The sequence below is a fragment of the Paenibacillus sp. FSL W7-1279 genome (assembly GCF_037969845.1).
In the GTDB taxonomy this organism is placed as follows: domain Bacteria; phylum Bacillota; class Bacilli; order Paenibacillales; family Paenibacillaceae; genus Paenibacillus_AQ.
Genome location: NZ_CP150215.1, coordinates 4,211,789 through 4,228,862 on the forward strand (window position 1 = coordinate 4,211,789; position 17,074 = coordinate 4,228,862).

Genomic DNA, 17,074 nt, shown 5'->3' on the forward strand with positions numbered 1-17,074 from the left:
AAGTTCCAGATTTAGTTGTACACTTTAACGGACAAGTCGGCGAGCACCTGCCGCAGGCTTTCGACCAGTTGGCTGCGGTGTCTGTCGTCACGACCCACCACCGATACATACAGCCGCCCCTTCGGTACGCCTCGGTTGTTCTGTGCTCCTTCGGCGATACGGCGCCGGTTCAGAATCTCGTTCACCATGACGGTATTGGATGATAGCGGTACGATCCCGTAATCCCCGGGCGTTGTCAACAAAAGACCGGATTCGCGTAGAGCCTGCAGGAGTTTCCCGAATGTGAAGCCTTCCGGAAGACCGAGAGAGAAAAACGTAAGCCAGCCGGTATGGTGGTATGGTTCCGACCATTTATCGAGATAGGCGTTAATCAGTCCCATGGACTTGCGGGCATTGATCTCCACAAAGGAAACGACTTCTCCGTCTTCCAGTATCATGGAGTCAAAGCAGACGAAGCCGTGATAGCCGTCCTCGACCAAAGCCCGGAGCGCTTTCTCCATCACGGTAAAATAACCGGCGTTCTCAAGCATGCCGATAAAAGCTTCATCGGCTTTGATAGACCCGCTGTAGTTTTGCTGGTGATTCATCATCCGCTGTACGGAGATGAACTCCGTCTTTCCATTCTCCCGGATGAACCAGTGGGAACTGAAGTCGGTCACCTTTGGCAGCAAGGGCTCCTGCAGGAATTGAACCCGCAATCCGCTCCCCTCCTGTTTATGCAGATGCTCCGCGATCCTTCGCTGCATGGCTTCGCTGTCGATGAGCAGGTTGCCCTTGCCCGAAACACCGAAAGGGTCTTTCAGTAAATATGGCCCTCGTTTCAGAAGGGCAGTTCCAATTACCTCTATTTCCGCAGCGCTGTTTGCCTCCACGCCGCAGCTTTTCTCGCCAATTCTAGTCAGAAGTCTGCTCGAGTATATTTTGGAGTTCACACGCACAACCGTCTCCATGTCCGGTAATGAATTAAACGGTTCGGCAGCATGAAGGTAAGCTTCCGTTTCTGCTGTAATAGCGTAGGGCGATAAAATGTGTGCGGCGTTGGAGAACAAAGTCTCATCCGGTGATTGCCTTTGCCGTAAATCGTTAGCGGCATATATGGAAGGGATAGATTCCGGCAAGACCACCCCCTTTGAATAACCGGCAGCGGCAGTCTGCAGCATCCTGTTTGCCGGAAAAATGTCCTGAGTTTGTTCGGCTGCAAGGCTGAACAAACACTGTTTGAACACGTCCGATCCTGGTAAAGGTTTATCCTCTTCGTTCAAATCAAAGTGATAACGGGTCCGAAAAGAAAAACCCAGTCCGTTCAGGTATTCGTGCAGCGCAGGATCGATTTTGCAACGCGTGTAAAGGACGTCGTCCGGCCCGCAAAATGGAAAAAGCAGCTCGTCCATACATAGGACAATCGATTCTCGGTCCTTATCGGGCATCGCGGGCAGCCGGGCCAGCACCGGATCCCTCCACCGCGTTTCGGGATCGAAGGTACCCATCACGATTTTCGGAATCACACCAGGTTCATGGTTTGACATCTTCGTACAGAGGCTGCTCCTGCGATTGGCAGCTTTTCAGGAAAGTGATAAATGTGTCGATCGACTGGAGGTGTTCGTAATCGAATTGGTCATAGTCAATGACCACGTTTAACTGATCTTCGACTTTGAGCATAAACTGGATCATTTGCAGAGAATCGAGGCCTATATCGTTGTTTAGATCCGTTTCGGGGGACAGGCTTTGGCGGAGTTCCGGTTGGTCTTCCTTGATAGAGCACAAAATGTCTACGATTTTATCGTACATGACTACACTCCTTTAAAGGGTTGATATACGAGGTACAACCGAATCCTTACGATTAGAGATTCCATATGAATACAAACTCCTTAGATGATTCCCTCCTTTTTCCATAGTTACAATTATTATCTTCCCGGTGTTAAAATCTGTCAACCAAAAATATAACTGGATTCGATAGAGTAAACATGGCCGAATGCTGTGCCCGATCTCACGATAAAAAGGAGCTGTAACCTCAAAAGGTCACTAGCTCCTTCTACTTATGACGTAGCATATGCGTTACAGTGCCTTGGCAACAGGAAACCAGCCTGGGACACTATTTTAATGTTTCGTTTTGGTATGTCCATTTTCTGTCCAGGCATTGTAGCTTTAATCCGTCGCGGCCTCTTGCTCTTTCGGAAGCGGCATGCCCGCTTCAACCAAGCGTTTGTTGCGTGCGAAGAACACAGTAAGCACGAGCATAAACAGTCCGGTACCGACCAGCAGCCATTCAATTTTGACCACGTCGGCAAGCGGTCCGAATATCAGCATCCCGATGGGCATCATGGAAGTCGAGATCATCCCGAAGACACCGAATATTCGTCCCAAATAATTTTCGTCCACCTTCTCCTGCAGCATGACGGTGGTCGGCGTATTAAATATGGGCATCGCTCCTCCGAACACGGCCATGATGGCTAAGTAAATCCAGAATACAGGGACAATGCCGAGCGCAAAGGTGGATACCGCCATGATGAGGCTGGCAATCGCCATCGTATACACTTTATTTTTGAAGCCGCCCCATGACGCGATGATCCCTCCTCCTGCCATCATGCCGACGGAAAACGCGATCTCGATTGCCGTCAAGCGCCATACGTCGTCACCGAAGCTGCGGGTAACCTGCAGCGGAGTCAGAAAGGCAGCTGGTGCCATAAGCACAAAGAAAATAGCGAAGAAGATAAAAAAGGATTTTAAAAAGGCATGCTGTTTAATATATGCCAAGCCCTCCTTGAAGTCGTCCAGGTAGCCTGTGCTTTGCGTATCAGAAGCCTTTTTGTGCAGCGGAATTTTGAGAAAGACAAACAAGGTGAATATCGCGATCGCAGCCGTAACGACGTCGATAAAAAAGATCACCTCGATCGTTGCCATGGTGAGCAAAGCCGCGCTGACGATGGGCGCTACGAACATGGTCAGCGCTTGTAAGCTGCCGTTGATGCCGTTAACTTTGGTTAGCTTCTCTTGCGGCACGATTTGAGGCAATATCGCTCCGACCGCCGGTGTCTGAATGCCTGCCCCGAGTGCGCGTACGGCAGAAATGACAAACAGCAGCCAAACCGCTTGGTAGCCAAGCATAAACGTAATGGCCAATATCAGCGTAACCACCGCGATCATAGCATCCGCAATCATAATGAGTGATTTACGGTTGTAGCGGTCCGCCCAAACGCCTGCAAACGGCGACAGCAAAAACGTCGGAATGAATCCGCAAATAATATACAGCGTCATCATGAGGCCTGACTGCGTAGTCAGTGTAATGTACCACATAATGGCATATTGCACCAAGGCAGAACCAAACAGCGACAGTGTCTGGCTGCTTAAGAAGAGAATGATGTTTCTCTTCCAATGGATTTTCTTGTCATCTACGATTTCTGACATCGTCCCACCCTTTCGTGTATGATCTTAGGCGAATTATACTCATTTTAACTTAAAATGAAATGCGATATTTCTTCTTAATTGCTCATTTTATCGATTTATAATTCGCCTCAATGGATCGGCACGATTGGACAATGGCTTCAGACGGACTGAAACATGCTGTAACCCTCGTGATTCGATGATCGCGTATCTTCTTTTGAAGCAAAATAAATGGGGTTTGTCAGTGCCGCCATCGACAAGCCGTCGGCCAGATCGAGATTCCGCCAAATTTCAGCCCGCAAAAATCTCCTATGCATGGCGTTAACCATCAGTGTAACGCCTCCTTCCGAGTCAACAGAAGTTTCCTCCTCGAGACCGCGCTCGCTGTACAGACGAATCCGATCGCCCGGAATCAAATCATCCAGTTGAACGACCACCTCATGATCGGCGTGACCATAGGGCACTTCATCACCAATCCCGTATTCACCGCACTGAAGGGTGGCAAAAGGGCCATCTGGCGAATAAGTGATAACGACATGGCCTTCCGCAATACCGTTCAGCACGCCTTCCACCGTTTTTTCATCGGTCCAGACCCATACGCATGGCATCGCATGCTTCACATATGAGTCCGGTCGATGCACATCGCTTCCCCCTACGGCTACCAGACGTCTTCCGGTAACGAGCTGCTCCTGCCACCAAGAAAGCGCGCGTCTGTTGTGCTCTCTCCAAGGGCCGTTCCAAATTTCTACCCAATCGTAATCCACATCGAAATCCCATTCCCACGGGCAGTTATCGCAGTGCGTATGGTTGAGCACAATCTTAGCTCCCCGTTCGCGGGCGACTCGAAACTTCTCGTGCACATCGGATATTCCCGATACGCGAAAATCATCCATGGGGTTCGTCACGCCGAGAAAATTACTATGACCATAATTCGTCGTAAACTCCGTACCCGGTATCATCAGTACCGAGGTCCCGCGGGGATACGCAAGGTTTTGGCTGTTCGTATTGTGATCGGTCATGGCTATAAAATCGCAGCCCAAACTCTCCATCATGGCCGCATTCTCTTCGAGGGTATAAGTGCCGTCGCTATGAACGCTATGCGTGTGAAGATCTCCCTTCAGCCAGCGCGATGTCCTGAAGGTAAACTCGATTTCGATCGTGACCGTACAACCCTGAGCGGGAACCTTGTATGCGTTATGGAGAATAGCCCAATCTCCTGGGGCGAACCGTCCATGCAGGTATCCTGGAGTCGCTTGATTCAGACCGATGCTAAATTCATGACGTGCCCCTCCGCTCCAGCCTCTTACTCTCTCGGCGTCCCGGATCCCTAAATCAATGACGGCTTTTGGGGCTTCATCGCCGTGGGATTCCACCTGATAGCTCACGTGGATTTCTTCGACACGCTCCGGCATTTGAAACGGTACTTCGATGTATGTACTTAGTTCCGAATGCTCAATATATCGTTTGAAAGCTAATGTGTTCGTCCGCTCGATTCGTTTAGTCATACGACTGCCTCCTCAATTCTGCTTATTCTTTATTTGCGCCGACAAACATTCCTTTAACAAAATACTTTTGCACATACGGATAGATGATGATTAGCGGAAGAAGCGCAATGACGATCCCTGCCATTCTGACATTGGTCGTGATAAGAAAATTGCTCGAGGTCGAATCGGTATCGACAATGAGCGATTTCAACGCGATCTGCAGCGTATATTTGGACGAGTCATTTATATACAGGAGGGCTGGCGTGAATTGGTTCCAGCGGCTGACAAATTCAAACAGCGTAACTGTTGCCAGCCCTGCGCTCGCAAGCGGCAAGTACATCGTAAAGAAAATCCGAAGATCCCCGGCTCCGTCGATCCGCGCCGATTCCGACATCTCGTAAGGGACGCTCAAAAAGAAATTTCGCATGAGCATGACGCTGAAGCCGGATACGAAGCCGGAAAGTATGAGTGAGGACAACGTGTTCAGGAGTCCTAAATCCTGATTCACGATATACAGCGGGATCATGATCGCCTCGCTCGGAATCATCATCGTTAACAGGATCGCAGATAACATCCACTTTTTTCCGGGAAGCCCTTTTTGAATCAGCACATAGCCTGCCATAGAACTTAGGAACACATGACCTACGGTACCGACAACGGTCACAATGACATTGTTCGTAAATGGCAAATAAAGCTTCATGCGGTTCCATACCGTGGAGAATCCCTCCAGGCTGAATTCCTTGGGCCACAGTACGATCCCGGGCTGCATGGAAGCAAAATTCGATGAAAATGCAAGCGCAAGCGTATTTAAAAAAGGGATAACCATGGTTGAAACGAGCAGAAGGAGGAACAGAATATTGACCGCATCAAACACACGGCCCGGCAAGCTGATTTTATTCGTTGGTTTCATATACCGACTCACCCTTCATCGTAGCGGATCACCGCTCTTGTTACGTACGTTAGCGCGAATGTTGCCATAATCACCAGGAAGCCGGCCGCCGTAGCAGGTCCAACGCTAAATTCCAATATCCCCTTTTGGTAGGTGTACATCATAATGACATCGACTTTATTGGCAATGGCGCCGTTACTCATCACGAATATTTGATCAAACAAACGCAGGATTCCCAAAACGTTCAACATAATGACCACTTTCATGGTGGAGCGAAGCATCGGAATCGTTACATATCGTATCCTTTGCCAGCGACTGGCTCCGTCCATGCTCGCAGCCTCATACAGCGATGGATTGATGTTTACGATGGCGGCCAGGTACATAATGCAGGTATACCCCATTTCCTTCCAGCCAGAAGTCAGGATCATGACGGAGCGGGCATAACGGTCCGAGGACAGGAACCCGACCGGCTGACCGCCAAAGAGCTGGATGATTTGGTTCACGATGCCCGTATCCGGAGACAGCAGTAGAATCCACATCCCGCCTACGACAACCCAAGAGAATAAATGAGGTAAATAGACGATCATCTGGGTCATTTTTTTGAACCAGGCGGAAGCCACTTCATTTAAGGAGAGCGCAAGAATCAGCGGCAACAAGAAGTTGATGATAAAACTTCCGGCGCCGATCACGATCGTATTCTGAAAAACTTCCCAAAAAGCCGGATCCTTTAGCACACTCAGATAGTTATCGATGCCGATGAACGGACGATCTCCGATAAGCCGGTAATCTTGAATGCTGATAACAAGTCCCCGGGCAAGCGGATAAAAGGAAAAAATGAGGAAGTAGGCCAGGATAGGAAGCATCATAAAATATAGGGTTTTGTATTTGAATATGGCTTTCACGGAATTTCGCCCCCTTATTAAAAAAATAAAGAAGGGCGCGGCGTCATCACCGCCCCTCCTCTTCATGCTTTAATCGATATGTCCGCCTGCTTTAAGCTCTTCTCGCATTTTCTTTACGGCGTCGGCAGCCGGCATCTCGCCCATGATCGCTTTGAAGGAATATTCATTGATAATCTTCTCGGCATTCGCCCAGTTCGGAGGCGTTAATTCCAAGGAAGCGTATTGATCGACGAGATCCTGCGCTTCCTGGACGCCCGGCAGTTTACCGAAAGGCGGTTCGACGTTGCGGTTATACCAGAAAGGAACGCCATGGTCGGAAGCATGCTCTTTACCGGTTTGGGTCAGTTCGTATTTGCCGTTGGCAACCGTGTAATCCACATCCTTTATGCCTAAACTGCCCAGCGTAATACCTTCCTCGGAATGCCACCATTCAATGAATTCAAAGGCTGTTTTCGGATGCTCCGCATTGACGGGAATAACCCATACATCCGGATCGCCTCTGCGCAGCATGTGGTTGCCGTTCACGTCGGCTGCACCAGGCAAGCCCTTCGCTTCGAATTTCGTATTGGAATCTTGCTCGTGGCGCGTATTGTTCAGCATGCCTACCCAAGCATCCCAGTACGTAATCATGCCGACACGGTCGGTCAGGAACAGGTCTCGCATTTTACCGGTGTCGTTCGTGGTAAAGTTCGGATCCAGAATGCCTTCCTCAAAAAGCTTGTTCAGCCATTCATAAACCGGGATGGCCGCATCTGTAGAATATGGAACGTCCAGCTTGCCATCCGCCGTTTCCACATATCGTTGTTTCAAGCCCGCTGCGCTGAAGAATCCTTGCAGCTCATACATGCCGGCCGTGCTGAGTCCATACGTATCTTTTTTCCCGTTCCCGTCCGGATCTTGTTCGGTGAACGCTTTGAGGACGTTATAATAATCGTCCAGCGTTGCAGGCTCCGGCAGGTTTAATTCGTCCAGCCAGTCCTTGCGAACGATCGGCATCGTTCCTCCCTGATACTTGGTGAACACGCCGTAGATCTGGCCATCCTTCGTCTTTACTTGTTCCCACTCATTCGCGGGAATGACGTTTGGATCCGACAGTACCTTGGAGCCGTTCACTTGATCGGTCAGCGGCGTAAGAATTCCTTGTTCAACGAAGGTGGACATCTTCTCTTTGCTGATTTGCAGCAGATCGAACTTTTCACCTGAGGCGATTGCTGCAAGCAGCTTCTGGTCATAGTCAGCAGCCGGCTTGTTCATCGTTACCTTGATGCCGGTTAGACGTTCGATTTCTTGCTCGAACTGCGTATTCTCTTCAGGCGTTTTGCCGCCGATGACCCCCGTCATGATTTTGAGTGTGCGTTCTTCTTTCGATGCAGCTTGCGATGCGGCATTGCTGCCCTCCTGATTACTGCTGCCTGGACTCGGGGAACAGCCAGCAAGCATCCCACCGAACAGAGATACAGCCATGATCGCGATCATGAATTTGTTTTGTTTTACCAAGCTAACCACTCCTTATTCGTCATTAGGAAAGAACTTTGCAGGAATCCCTCACTACCAGCTGTGCGGGGATGATGATTTGCCTGTGGACACGTTTATCGCTTATTTTCTCGATCAACAGCTTGGCTGCTTCGGCCCCAAGCGTCTCTGCCGACAACTCCACGGATGTCAGCTTTGGATTCATATCTTGAGCTAAAATCGCATCATTGCTGAGGGCGATGACCGATAGCTGTTCCGGCACCTCAATATCCAGCTCCCTGGCTGCCCTCAGCACTCCAAGAGCTACTCTGTCCGTATCGGTAATGATTGCCGTATAATTCATGTTTCCATAGGTATTCATGATGGACATGTATCCGTATTCCGTACCGTTGGCATGCAGCCTGTGGTTGTAGTACAGCACGTACTCTTCGCGCATCGGCAGACCGTACTGGCGATAAGCTTCCAATAAGCCATGTTTTCGATCATAGGACACGGTCATATCGGAGGCTGCATTCAGAAAGAGGATGGATTGATGTCCTCCTTGAAGCAAATAATCTCCTACCTGATGAGCCACGTTCGAGTTGTTATTATCCACGTAGCTGATCGAATCGTCATATGGATCCGACCGACCCACCAGCACAAGGGGTGTGCCCATCATCAGATACCGTTGGATACGTAAATCATTCTTTCGCGGGTTTAGCAGAATGACGCCATCGACAGGATCCTGCGAATACATCGTAGGATCATCCTGCTCGGGTAAAGTGTCGAGCACTAAGCGGTAGCCCTGCTTGGAGCATTCCTTGATGACACCGTTAATCAACTGAGTATCGAAGGCCGTCATCGTCCCATCAGGCGGGAGAGGGATCTTGAGGCCGATGCTCATCGTCCTCTTGATCGCGAGGCTTCGGGCCAGATGATTCGGGAAATATCCCAGCTCTTGGGCTACCTTTAGTACCCGCTCCGTCACTTGCTGGCTGATCGGCCTTTTTTTGCTGAACACACTGGATACGGTCCCCTTGGATACACCAGCCCTCTTGGCAACGTCATCAATGGTAGCCATCTATGGTTGTTCCTTTCTCTAGCAAATTCTCATTGCCTGCCGGATCATTAAACCGGTTTAATAACCCTACGCCATTGATTGTAAAAAAGAATAATTTAATAGAATGCAGGTTTTTGTTAATTAAAAATTAAAATCTCTGCACCAGCTCGATGAAGGATGCTGCTCTCGTTTTTCCCGACAAACCAAAAAAAGTCGCCAACTAGGCGACTTAGTATACATGTAATTGATGAGACCCAACGCTATCGAGTGCGGGTTGAGCGTCATGATGAATACCCCAGCCATAACGCTTGCCCAAGGGACGAGGTTCGGAATCAAGGCTGCCCTTTGGAGAAAAACTTCTCGCGTGCGGTTGCTCTTTCCTTCTTCGAGATTTGACTGCGCTCCGCAAACACTTCGAATAACACATCCTCTTGCGTGTATCGGTAAGGGTGATTCGACAGCATCTCATACTGAACTATCGGTATGGTCTTAGACAGGTCTTGAAGACCGTTGACTTTATCATGATAAGTTTCCTTATGTCCCGAAATTAATAACAGCCTCAATCTGTCCTACCGGAGAAATCGAGACTGTTATGTTCTATTGCGACTTTTCGTACCCGTTTGTTCTTTGGCATCATGCGCATGTTATGGTCCTTTAAGGACTTAGATCAGTAAAAGGAATCTGAATCTCACTCACTCGTATAATACCTAATCAAAGCCTGCGTGCCTTTATCCTCAAATCCCTTCTCTGCCAGCTGGCGGTACAGCGATTCGGCGAGGCATAAGCCCGGCGTAACCAAGTTCATTCCCTTAGCGGATTCCAGCGCGATTCCCATATCCTTGATGAAATGCTTGATATAGAATCCCGGCTCCAGATTCCCGGCAATCATGCGCGGAGCCAGATTGCTAAGCGACCAGCTGCCCGCCGCTCCGCCCTCGATGCTCTTGAGCACGGTTTCGGGATCAAGCCCGGCGCTCTCCGCATAGGCCAGCGCCTCGCAGACTCCTATCATGTTAGAGGCAATGGCGATCTGGTTGCACATCTTCGTATGCTGGCCAGCGCCGGCTTGTCCTTGATGAACGATATTGCTTCCCATCGTTGACAGCAGCGGCTGCACCGCCTTGAAGTCTCCCTCTTCCCCGCCGATCATAATGGACAGCCTCGCTTCACGTGCACCCACGTCACCGCCGGAGACCGGAGCATCGATAGCATGGAGCCCTTTCGACGAGGCGGCTTCATAAATGCGGCGGGCAAGCAGCGGACTGGACGTCGTCATATCGATCAGATATGCCCCTTCCCTGGCATGCGCCACCAGCCCTTCCGGCTCTAAATAGAGTTCCTCGACATCCTTCGGGTAGCCCACCATCGTAATGATTACGTCGCAGGCCTGCGCCAGCTTTGCCGGGGTATCGTGCCAAGCCGCGCCGTCCGACACCAGCCGCTCCGCCTTGGAGGCGGTTCGCGTGTAAACGTGCAGCGCGTAGCCGGCTTTCTGAATATGCCCTGCCATACTGTGGCCCATTACGCCCAAGCCGATAAACCCTACGGTCGTTTGTTTCGGTGCGATTGTCATTATGTGATCCTCTCCTTTTTCTGTATAAGCCTAAGCCTGTATAATTGGTTTTCCTATCTTACCGACAGTCGATACTGCCGCGGAGACATCTGCAGAAAACGCTGAAAGGCCCGGTTCAGGTTCCGTTCGGAATAACCGACGATTTCGGCAATCTCCATGACCGTGTAATCCGTGTCCTTGAGCAGTTGCTTCGCCTTCTGCACTTTGGAGTTCATGACGTATTCGACAAAGGATACGCCCATCTCCTTCTTGAACAGCCGGCTGAGGTACGACGGGCTCACCCCCACCAGCTCGGCACAGTCCGCCAGTGAATGAGCACCATCGGGATGACGGCTGATATGGCCGCATACCCGCTGAACGATCAGGCGGGTGGAGCGGGTACGCAGGTCATGACTTATTTCCTGGTATAGCGGGAACAGGGCGCCGATGAACCAGTCATGCATTTCGCGTGAGGTCTGGTTCTCCTTCAGTTGGTCGAACAGATTACCTCCCAGCAACTCCAGCACGCCGGGACCTTTCTCCTCCATCGACTGGACAATGGCCGAGAGCAGCACGTAATAGCTCTGGAAGGTCACGTTGTACGACTCCGACACCCGAATCCGCCGGGAAAATTCATGCAGCGACGCCTCAGCCTGCGGCAGATCCCCATTCCACAAATATTCGATCATCTCCGATTCGATGTCTTTCGGATACATGAACACGGGATTACGCTCGATACGGATCATGTCTTCATAGAACAATACGGTATCCGCATCATGGAACAGACGATATTGCAGAGCAAGCTGCGCCTCCTTATAGGATTCTGCCGCCCGACTCAATGTTCCAGTATTGCCGATGCCGATGGACGCGGAAAAAGAAAGATAGCGCGCCAGCGACTGACTGACGGATTCCGCATAACATGCGAGGAGGCTGCGGAGCTCCTGGGAGGAAACCCCGGGCTCTCCCGGCCTCAGGAGCGCCACAGCTTCCCGGTCCTCCCGGTCCACCACGTAACCCTCCAACTGCCGGTTGTTTGCCAGCAGCTCGGACATGACGTTTTTGACCGCAAACACGATGACCGGGCCTTCGTTAGGCAAAAATCGCTTTTTTACCGGATTCTCGACTTTCACCACTATCGTGGCATATGGTCCGCTCATCGGAATCATGTGCTTCACGCAGCCCTCCTCCAGCGTGCCGGACCGCCACGAGCTTCCGGACAGCAGCAAACGCTGCAGGAACCGTTCCCGTAAATCGGGTTGAATTTTTCGAATGTAGCTGTTCAGGGATTCCGCCTGCTCGTTCAAGTAGCTAAGGGAGGAGCGGATGTACTCGATTTCATTCTCTTTGACGGAGCTATCCGCCCCGCTCCTGCCGTTTCTTCTCAAATGCTCCCCGTAACGAAGGAGCTGCTGGATCGGATTGTACGCTATTTTGGACGAGAACCAGGTGAGCAATACCGCGATCAGCATGAAGACGGACACCGACATGACGATCAGCACGCGGATCCACCTCAATTGCTCGATCATCTCCCGCTCCGGCATCCGGGACACATATAGACGGCCCATGGAGGTCTTGTAAAAGGCGACCAGTTCCTTGCCGTCCTCCCCGGTCAGCACGTCATGGCCGGACGTTTCCCCGCTCTCTACCAGAGATACCAAAATGGGGTCTTCTTCCGCGGCTTTTCCGATCTCGCTGCGTCCATCCGTATGCAGCAGGACCCGGTGATCGGAGTCCAGAATGGCCAGCGACTGCTCCTCCAGGGAAAGGGTATAGTTGTTCAAAAGGCTGCGAAGCGATTCCTCTTTCACTTGTATCAAGATGGTGCCTCTCGGTTGCCCCAGCACCATAACGGGAAGATGGCGGACGTAAGAGACGTGTCCGTTCTCCGTCGACTTCGGGAGGTGCATCCACCTCGCTCCGCCTTCCCTCGCCACGGCTTGCTCGATATCTTCTTTTCCCTTGTACCCGTCCAGGTGGACCAGGCCATAGGAATGCGACAGCAGCAGCCGGTGCCGAACATCGTAAAACAGGATGTCTTCGATCAGGTTATTCGTATTTTTGTGCAGCTGAAACAGCTTGAGCATATCCAATTGCTGCATGTAGTCCGTCTCATATTCGGGATTTTCCAGCGCGCTGCGAATCAGCGGACCGCTGGCAAGCTGAAGCGATTCATGCTCGATGCTTGTTATGATATTTTCGACGCGGTCCTTCAGCTGCATCAAGGACGCCATATTATTTTCCTGGAACTGGACCGTCAGCTTTTTCATGGAGAAATGGTAGTAGGCGCTTCCGGCTAGGATCACCGGAATTATAGCCGACAGGCATCCGAGCCAAATCAGACGCTTCAGATAGCGGTTCGCGGAGAACCAGCGGAGGAACGAGGTCTGAATATGCTGCCAAAGAGACTTCACGAATTTTCACCTCCGGTTCCCGCGGCAGGAACTGCCCTGCGGATCACTGTGCCATCCGCAACTCTCTACGGATGATCCTACACCTGTTATACTTCGTCCTCCCGCTTCCTCTATCCTTCCCCAACAGCGGTAACGGTGGGATTCAGCGGGATCCGAATGCACTCCCAAACCTCCAGCCGCGGCAGGGTGAAGTTCAATACGTCGTTCACTGCGAATCCTTCTATGCAGCCTCCGCCGATCAACATCTCCAGTTTAAAGCCGCTCCCTGTAGGCCATCTAGTCCCCGGTCTCAACCGGACCTCGATATTATGCAGAGGAATCGTCGCTGCAAGCGGCCTGCGGCCGGCTCCGTTCACGAAGTGGAGCAGCAGATCGCTGCCGCTTCGGAAGAGGGTCGCCTGCAGTCCAGGATACGGCGTTACCGACAGCTGCGGCTTCCCATCGAGCAAATGATCGATCGCGTTAGCCAGCAGCATCTCGTGTTCAGGCAGCTTGAATTCGCGAAGAAGCACACCCAGTGAGAACGTGAAATACATAGCGCGGCCGGCACCCCACGAATGCTCCAAAGCCAGCGGCAGATCGGTGCGGGAAACGGGCAGCGAAGCCCGCTCCGGCGGCGCTCCCACGCTTTCCGGTGGAGAAAACGGCGGCACCAGCGTCGCCAGTACCCGAACCGCTTCACTGTACGGCTGAACATAAGCGACATGGCCGCGGTGAGCGATCAGCGCGGTCCGTTCCATTCCCTGCTGCAGCGGATTGCCCTTCCCCCGCAGTTCCTCAAACCGCAAATACGAGGCCGTCAGGTATTCGCTTGTGAAGACTTCGGCCGAAATGCCGAGCAGATCATGGAGCGGCTTGACGCCGGCATCGGCGGCATCGGCGACAACGGAAGGAAGGGGACCTTCCGCAAGCAGCTGTCCGCCGCCATACACATAGCTACGCAAGTCATGGAGCAACAAAGGGGTGAATTCCGTTCCTTCAGGGGCCAACACCACCCGGTACCGGCTCAGATCCCAATCGTGCAGGCTCTGCGGGAGCAGTACGTCAAAGGGGATTTGCCGGTTGATCAGCGTTTCGGCCCAGCTCTGCGCCTCGCCGCGCTCGTTCCAGAGCAGGGCGGTTTCCGCAGCCGATACGGCCCCGTCCATATAGGCATCCAGCTTGGCGGCATGATGATTCAGCTCGGCTACGGTTTTCAAAATCCGCTGGTCTTCGATCGTATCGGGTATGCCCGTGACGGAGTGCCAGATCTGACCGCCGTTGGCCGGAATTTGAGCCAGCCAGAAGCGGTATTCCGCTACCGGAAGCCCGGTATGGCGCCAGTCCATGCCCGGGCAGGAATGCACGATGCCAAACGGAGCCGGCCTGCCCGGAACCGACCGCCCCACCTTGATGCTGAGAGCCGGCTTCCAGAATTCAGGGATCCGGGCATGGCCGAGCGAGAGTACGTCCTGCGGCTCCGTGCACAGCATGTCAGTGATCTGAACGCGCTTCGACAGATTGTCGCGGTGGAGGTTGTAGTATAGAATCATGGGCACCTCCGGCCTCTCCCGCTTGATCAGGTCATACATCGCTTCCATATTGTCATCGAAGCATCTCGCCGCGAAATCCGGCTCCAGCTCCCGCGAGGAATCCGGCAATTCCTTGCCGTACTGCTCCGCGTATTTACGCCTGCATCGCTCGCATCGGCAGAACACATAACCGGGGTTGTTAAAAAAAATGCCATCGATCGGATACCGCGACAACGCTTCGCGGAGCACCGGAGCGGCGACATCCGCATTGCGGTAGCCGCCGTTGATGCAGGTGGACATCAAGAGCGGCCACGGTCCGGGCCGTTCAGCCCCGATGATCTCCGGGCGGCCGCCCTCCTTGCGGACGAACCATTCCGGCCTTCGGAGATACGCACTGTCACCCGCTTTGCTGAAGTCGAACCTGGCGATAAAGCGAAGGTCCTCACGGTGACAGGCTGTGATCAGCTCCCCGAGCAAATCGCGCCCCTCAGGGAGATATCCGTTCACGGTATGGTACGGAACCTGCGTGTCATACCAGGCATATATGCCGCCTGTATTGAAGACCATCGCATTCGCCCCCATCTCCTTCAGCTGCGCGGCAAGCCGGGGGGGGTCGATGCAGTCGGTATCCTGGACCTGCATATTGGGCTGGATGACGCGCAGCGGTTTGTGCCACCAGAAGCGTTCCTCATTAACCTTCGTCATTGCCTTACCTCCTTCCTCATTTCAAACTGGCAACAAACGGTCGATTCACAAGGCGGAGACAGCCGGTTTGAACAGAGACTTCAACGATGCTGTCTCCTCCCGTTCTCCAACATATCCGCTCCAAAATGCGAGACCGTCCGAGCCGACTGTCCGTTACTCCCCGTTGAACTGCTTGTATGCTTCGGCCATTTGTTGGTACGCTTCCTGAATGTCCGGCTGGTTGTTCAGCTGATCAACGTATGCGCGAAACTCCTCCATTGGAATATGCCCGACAATCGCCTTTGTCACCATGGAAGCATATTCGTCGCTGTATTTAGGCCAGGTGCTGCGCCAGCCATCGGACGTGATGACGCGATAGTGGTCGATTTTTCCGATCTCGTCGTAATTTTCCACCTCTTTGATTTTGGCATCGTTAAAGGCTTTATCGCCGGAAGCGCTGATCACCTTGCCCCACTTGGCATAAGCCAGTACGCCCGCTCCCTTGCTCGTCGTATTGACTTCTTTGACCCCTTGTTCCGTCAGCACCTTCTGCCCGTCCTTTTCGGTGTAATGGACGCCTTCAATGCCGTAATAGGCAAAATCGGTCATTTCCTGGGACGCCGTCTGGTCGAAATATTTGAGCAGCTGCTTCACCTTCTCCTCAGGCACCTTCTTGGAGATGTAGAACCCGCCGGCTACGCCGGTTTCCAGACCGACCGCATAATCCCCTTTCGGTCCCTTCAAGGTCACGTTCAGGATTTTGGCATCCGGCTGACCGGACTTCTTCATCGCCTGCTCCCATTCATGATCCCACCAGATCGGACGGCCATAGGAAGCAGCTCGGTTCGTCTTGAAGAGCTCCTCCGCCTGGCTTTCCTTCATGACCGCATATTCCTTGGACATCAGGCCATCTTCGTACAGACCGCGCAGCCATTCCACCATCTCGACGTACTGAGGCGTAAGGGACGGACTCATCAGCCCTCCGTCATCGGTATAGGTCGGATTGTATACGCCGAAACCAGCCTGGAATGATGCGGGCGGGTTATTGATATATAGGAGACCTACCGTATCCTTCTTCCCGTTGCCGTCCATATCGGCATCGACGATCTTCTTCAATGCTTCCTTGTATTCTTCGAAATCGGTCGGAACCTTGATGTTCAGCTGCTTCAGCCAGTCCTCTCGTATTTTCAACCCGCCGTCGATCCTAGATCGGGACCGCGGCACCGCATAGATACTTCCCTCCACCGACAAATATTTCAGTGCATCTGGCGCAAGGTTACTTTTCAAGTTCGGATATTCGCTTAGATCCCCGAGGAAAGGGGTCAAATCCCAAAACGCGCCGTTCTGAATCGCCGTAATCAGCGTGGGACGGATCGGGTTCTGATAAGCCACGACCTCGGGCAAATCGCCGGAGGCCAGCAGTAAATCCAGCTTTGTGTCCAAATCGCCCGACGGCACCCATTCCACGTCCAGCTTGACGTTGGTGCGGCGCTCCCATTCCTTCCAATAGTCATTGTTCATGTCGGGGATTTCGTTATAGAGACCGGCAAACATTTTGATCGTCATCGGCTTGCCGCCCGTGTCTTCCGATTCCGGTCCCCCAGCCGTCTGCGGCTTCTCACCCGCCTGTTCGCCGCATCCGGCCAGCATGACGACAGTAATGAGGGCTGCGAGCCAGAACGTCCAGCATTTGTACGAGCTTCCCTTACTTGATGTAATTTTCATGTAAACCCCTCCTTATGGATGCT

The 17,074-nt window shown here is 52.3% G+C and carries 13 protein-coding genes; all 13 read right to left on the bottom strand.

Translation table 11 applies throughout. The features are described 5' to 3' along the window. Positions 1 to 11: 11 nt before the first annotated feature. A complete protein-coding gene (locus MKY82_RS18665; protein ID WP_339294072.1) occupies positions 12 to 1,526 on the bottom strand; it encodes a hypothetical protein in 1,515 nt (504 codons plus the stop codon). After that, entirely contained in the window at positions 1,513 to 1,788 is a 276-nt protein-coding gene (locus MKY82_RS18670) for an acyl carrier protein (RefSeq protein ID WP_071220754.1), read from the bottom strand. Before MKY82_RS18670 ends, MKY82_RS18665 begins: the two co-directional genes overlap by 14 nt. 357 nt (positions 1,789 to 2,145) lie before the next feature. After that, positions 2,146 to 3,405 carry an MFS transporter gene (locus tag MKY82_RS18675; RefSeq protein ID WP_339294073.1) on the bottom strand — a complete coding sequence of 420 codons (1,260 nt, stop codon included), beginning with the start codon at positions 3,403 to 3,405 and terminating at the stop codon, positions 2,146 to 2,148. Between the two features lie 137 nt (positions 3,406 to 3,542). Further along, positions 3,543 to 4,886, bottom strand: a complete 1,344-nt coding sequence (locus tag MKY82_RS18680) for a CehA/McbA family metallohydrolase (RefSeq protein ID WP_339294074.1) — start codon at positions 4,884 to 4,886, stop codon at positions 3,543 to 3,545. A 22-nt stretch (positions 4,887 to 4,908) separates the two neighbouring features. Further along, positions 4,909 to 5,775, bottom strand: a complete 867-nt coding sequence (locus MKY82_RS18685) for a carbohydrate ABC transporter permease (protein ID WP_220684939.1) — start codon at positions 5,773 to 5,775, stop codon at positions 4,909 to 4,911. A gap of 8 nt (positions 5,776 to 5,783) precedes the next feature. Beyond that, positions 5,784 to 6,656, bottom strand: a complete 873-nt coding sequence (locus tag MKY82_RS18690; protein WP_220684938.1) for an ABC transporter permease subunit — start codon at positions 6,654 to 6,656, stop codon at positions 5,784 to 5,786. A gap of 69 nt (positions 6,657 to 6,725) precedes the next feature. Continuing rightward, the gene (locus MKY82_RS18695; protein ID WP_339294075.1) at positions 6,726 to 8,153 is read right to left on the bottom strand and encodes an extracellular solute-binding protein; all 1,428 of its coding nucleotides are present in this window, start codon (positions 8,151 to 8,153) and stop codon (positions 6,726 to 6,728) included. 22 nt (positions 8,154 to 8,175) lie between these two features. Beyond that, positions 8,176 to 9,189 carry a LacI family DNA-binding transcriptional regulator gene (locus tag MKY82_RS18700; protein ID WP_339294076.1) on the bottom strand — a complete coding sequence of 338 codons (1,014 nt, stop codon included), beginning with the start codon at positions 9,187 to 9,189 and terminating at the stop codon, positions 8,176 to 8,178. 311 nt (positions 9,190 to 9,500) lie between these two features. Then, on the bottom strand, positions 9,501 to 9,731 hold the full coding sequence (locus MKY82_RS18705; RefSeq protein WP_339294077.1) for a DUF6157 family protein: 231 nt from the start codon (positions 9,729 to 9,731) through the stop codon (positions 9,501 to 9,503). 125 nt (positions 9,732 to 9,856) lie between these two features. After that, entirely contained in the window at positions 9,857 to 10,741 is an 885-nt protein-coding gene (locus MKY82_RS18710) for an NAD(P)-dependent oxidoreductase (RefSeq protein ID WP_339294078.1), read from the bottom strand. A 53-nt stretch (positions 10,742 to 10,794) separates the two neighbouring features. Beyond that, a complete protein-coding gene (locus MKY82_RS18715; RefSeq protein WP_339294079.1) occupies positions 10,795 to 13,131 on the bottom strand; it encodes a helix-turn-helix domain-containing protein in 2,337 nt (778 codons plus the stop codon). Positions 13,132 to 13,241: 110 nt separating this feature from the next. Next, positions 13,242 to 15,347 carry a hypothetical protein gene (locus tag MKY82_RS18720; RefSeq protein ID WP_339294080.1) on the bottom strand — a complete coding sequence of 702 codons (2,106 nt, stop codon included), beginning with the start codon at positions 15,345 to 15,347 and terminating at the stop codon, positions 13,242 to 13,244. A 153-nt stretch (positions 15,348 to 15,500) separates the two neighbouring features. Beyond that, positions 15,501 to 17,051, bottom strand: coding sequence for an extracellular solute-binding protein (locus MKY82_RS18725; protein WP_339294081.1), 1,551 nt, complete (start codon positions 17,049 to 17,051; stop codon positions 15,501 to 15,503). Positions 17,052 to 17,074: the final 23 nt, after the last annotated feature.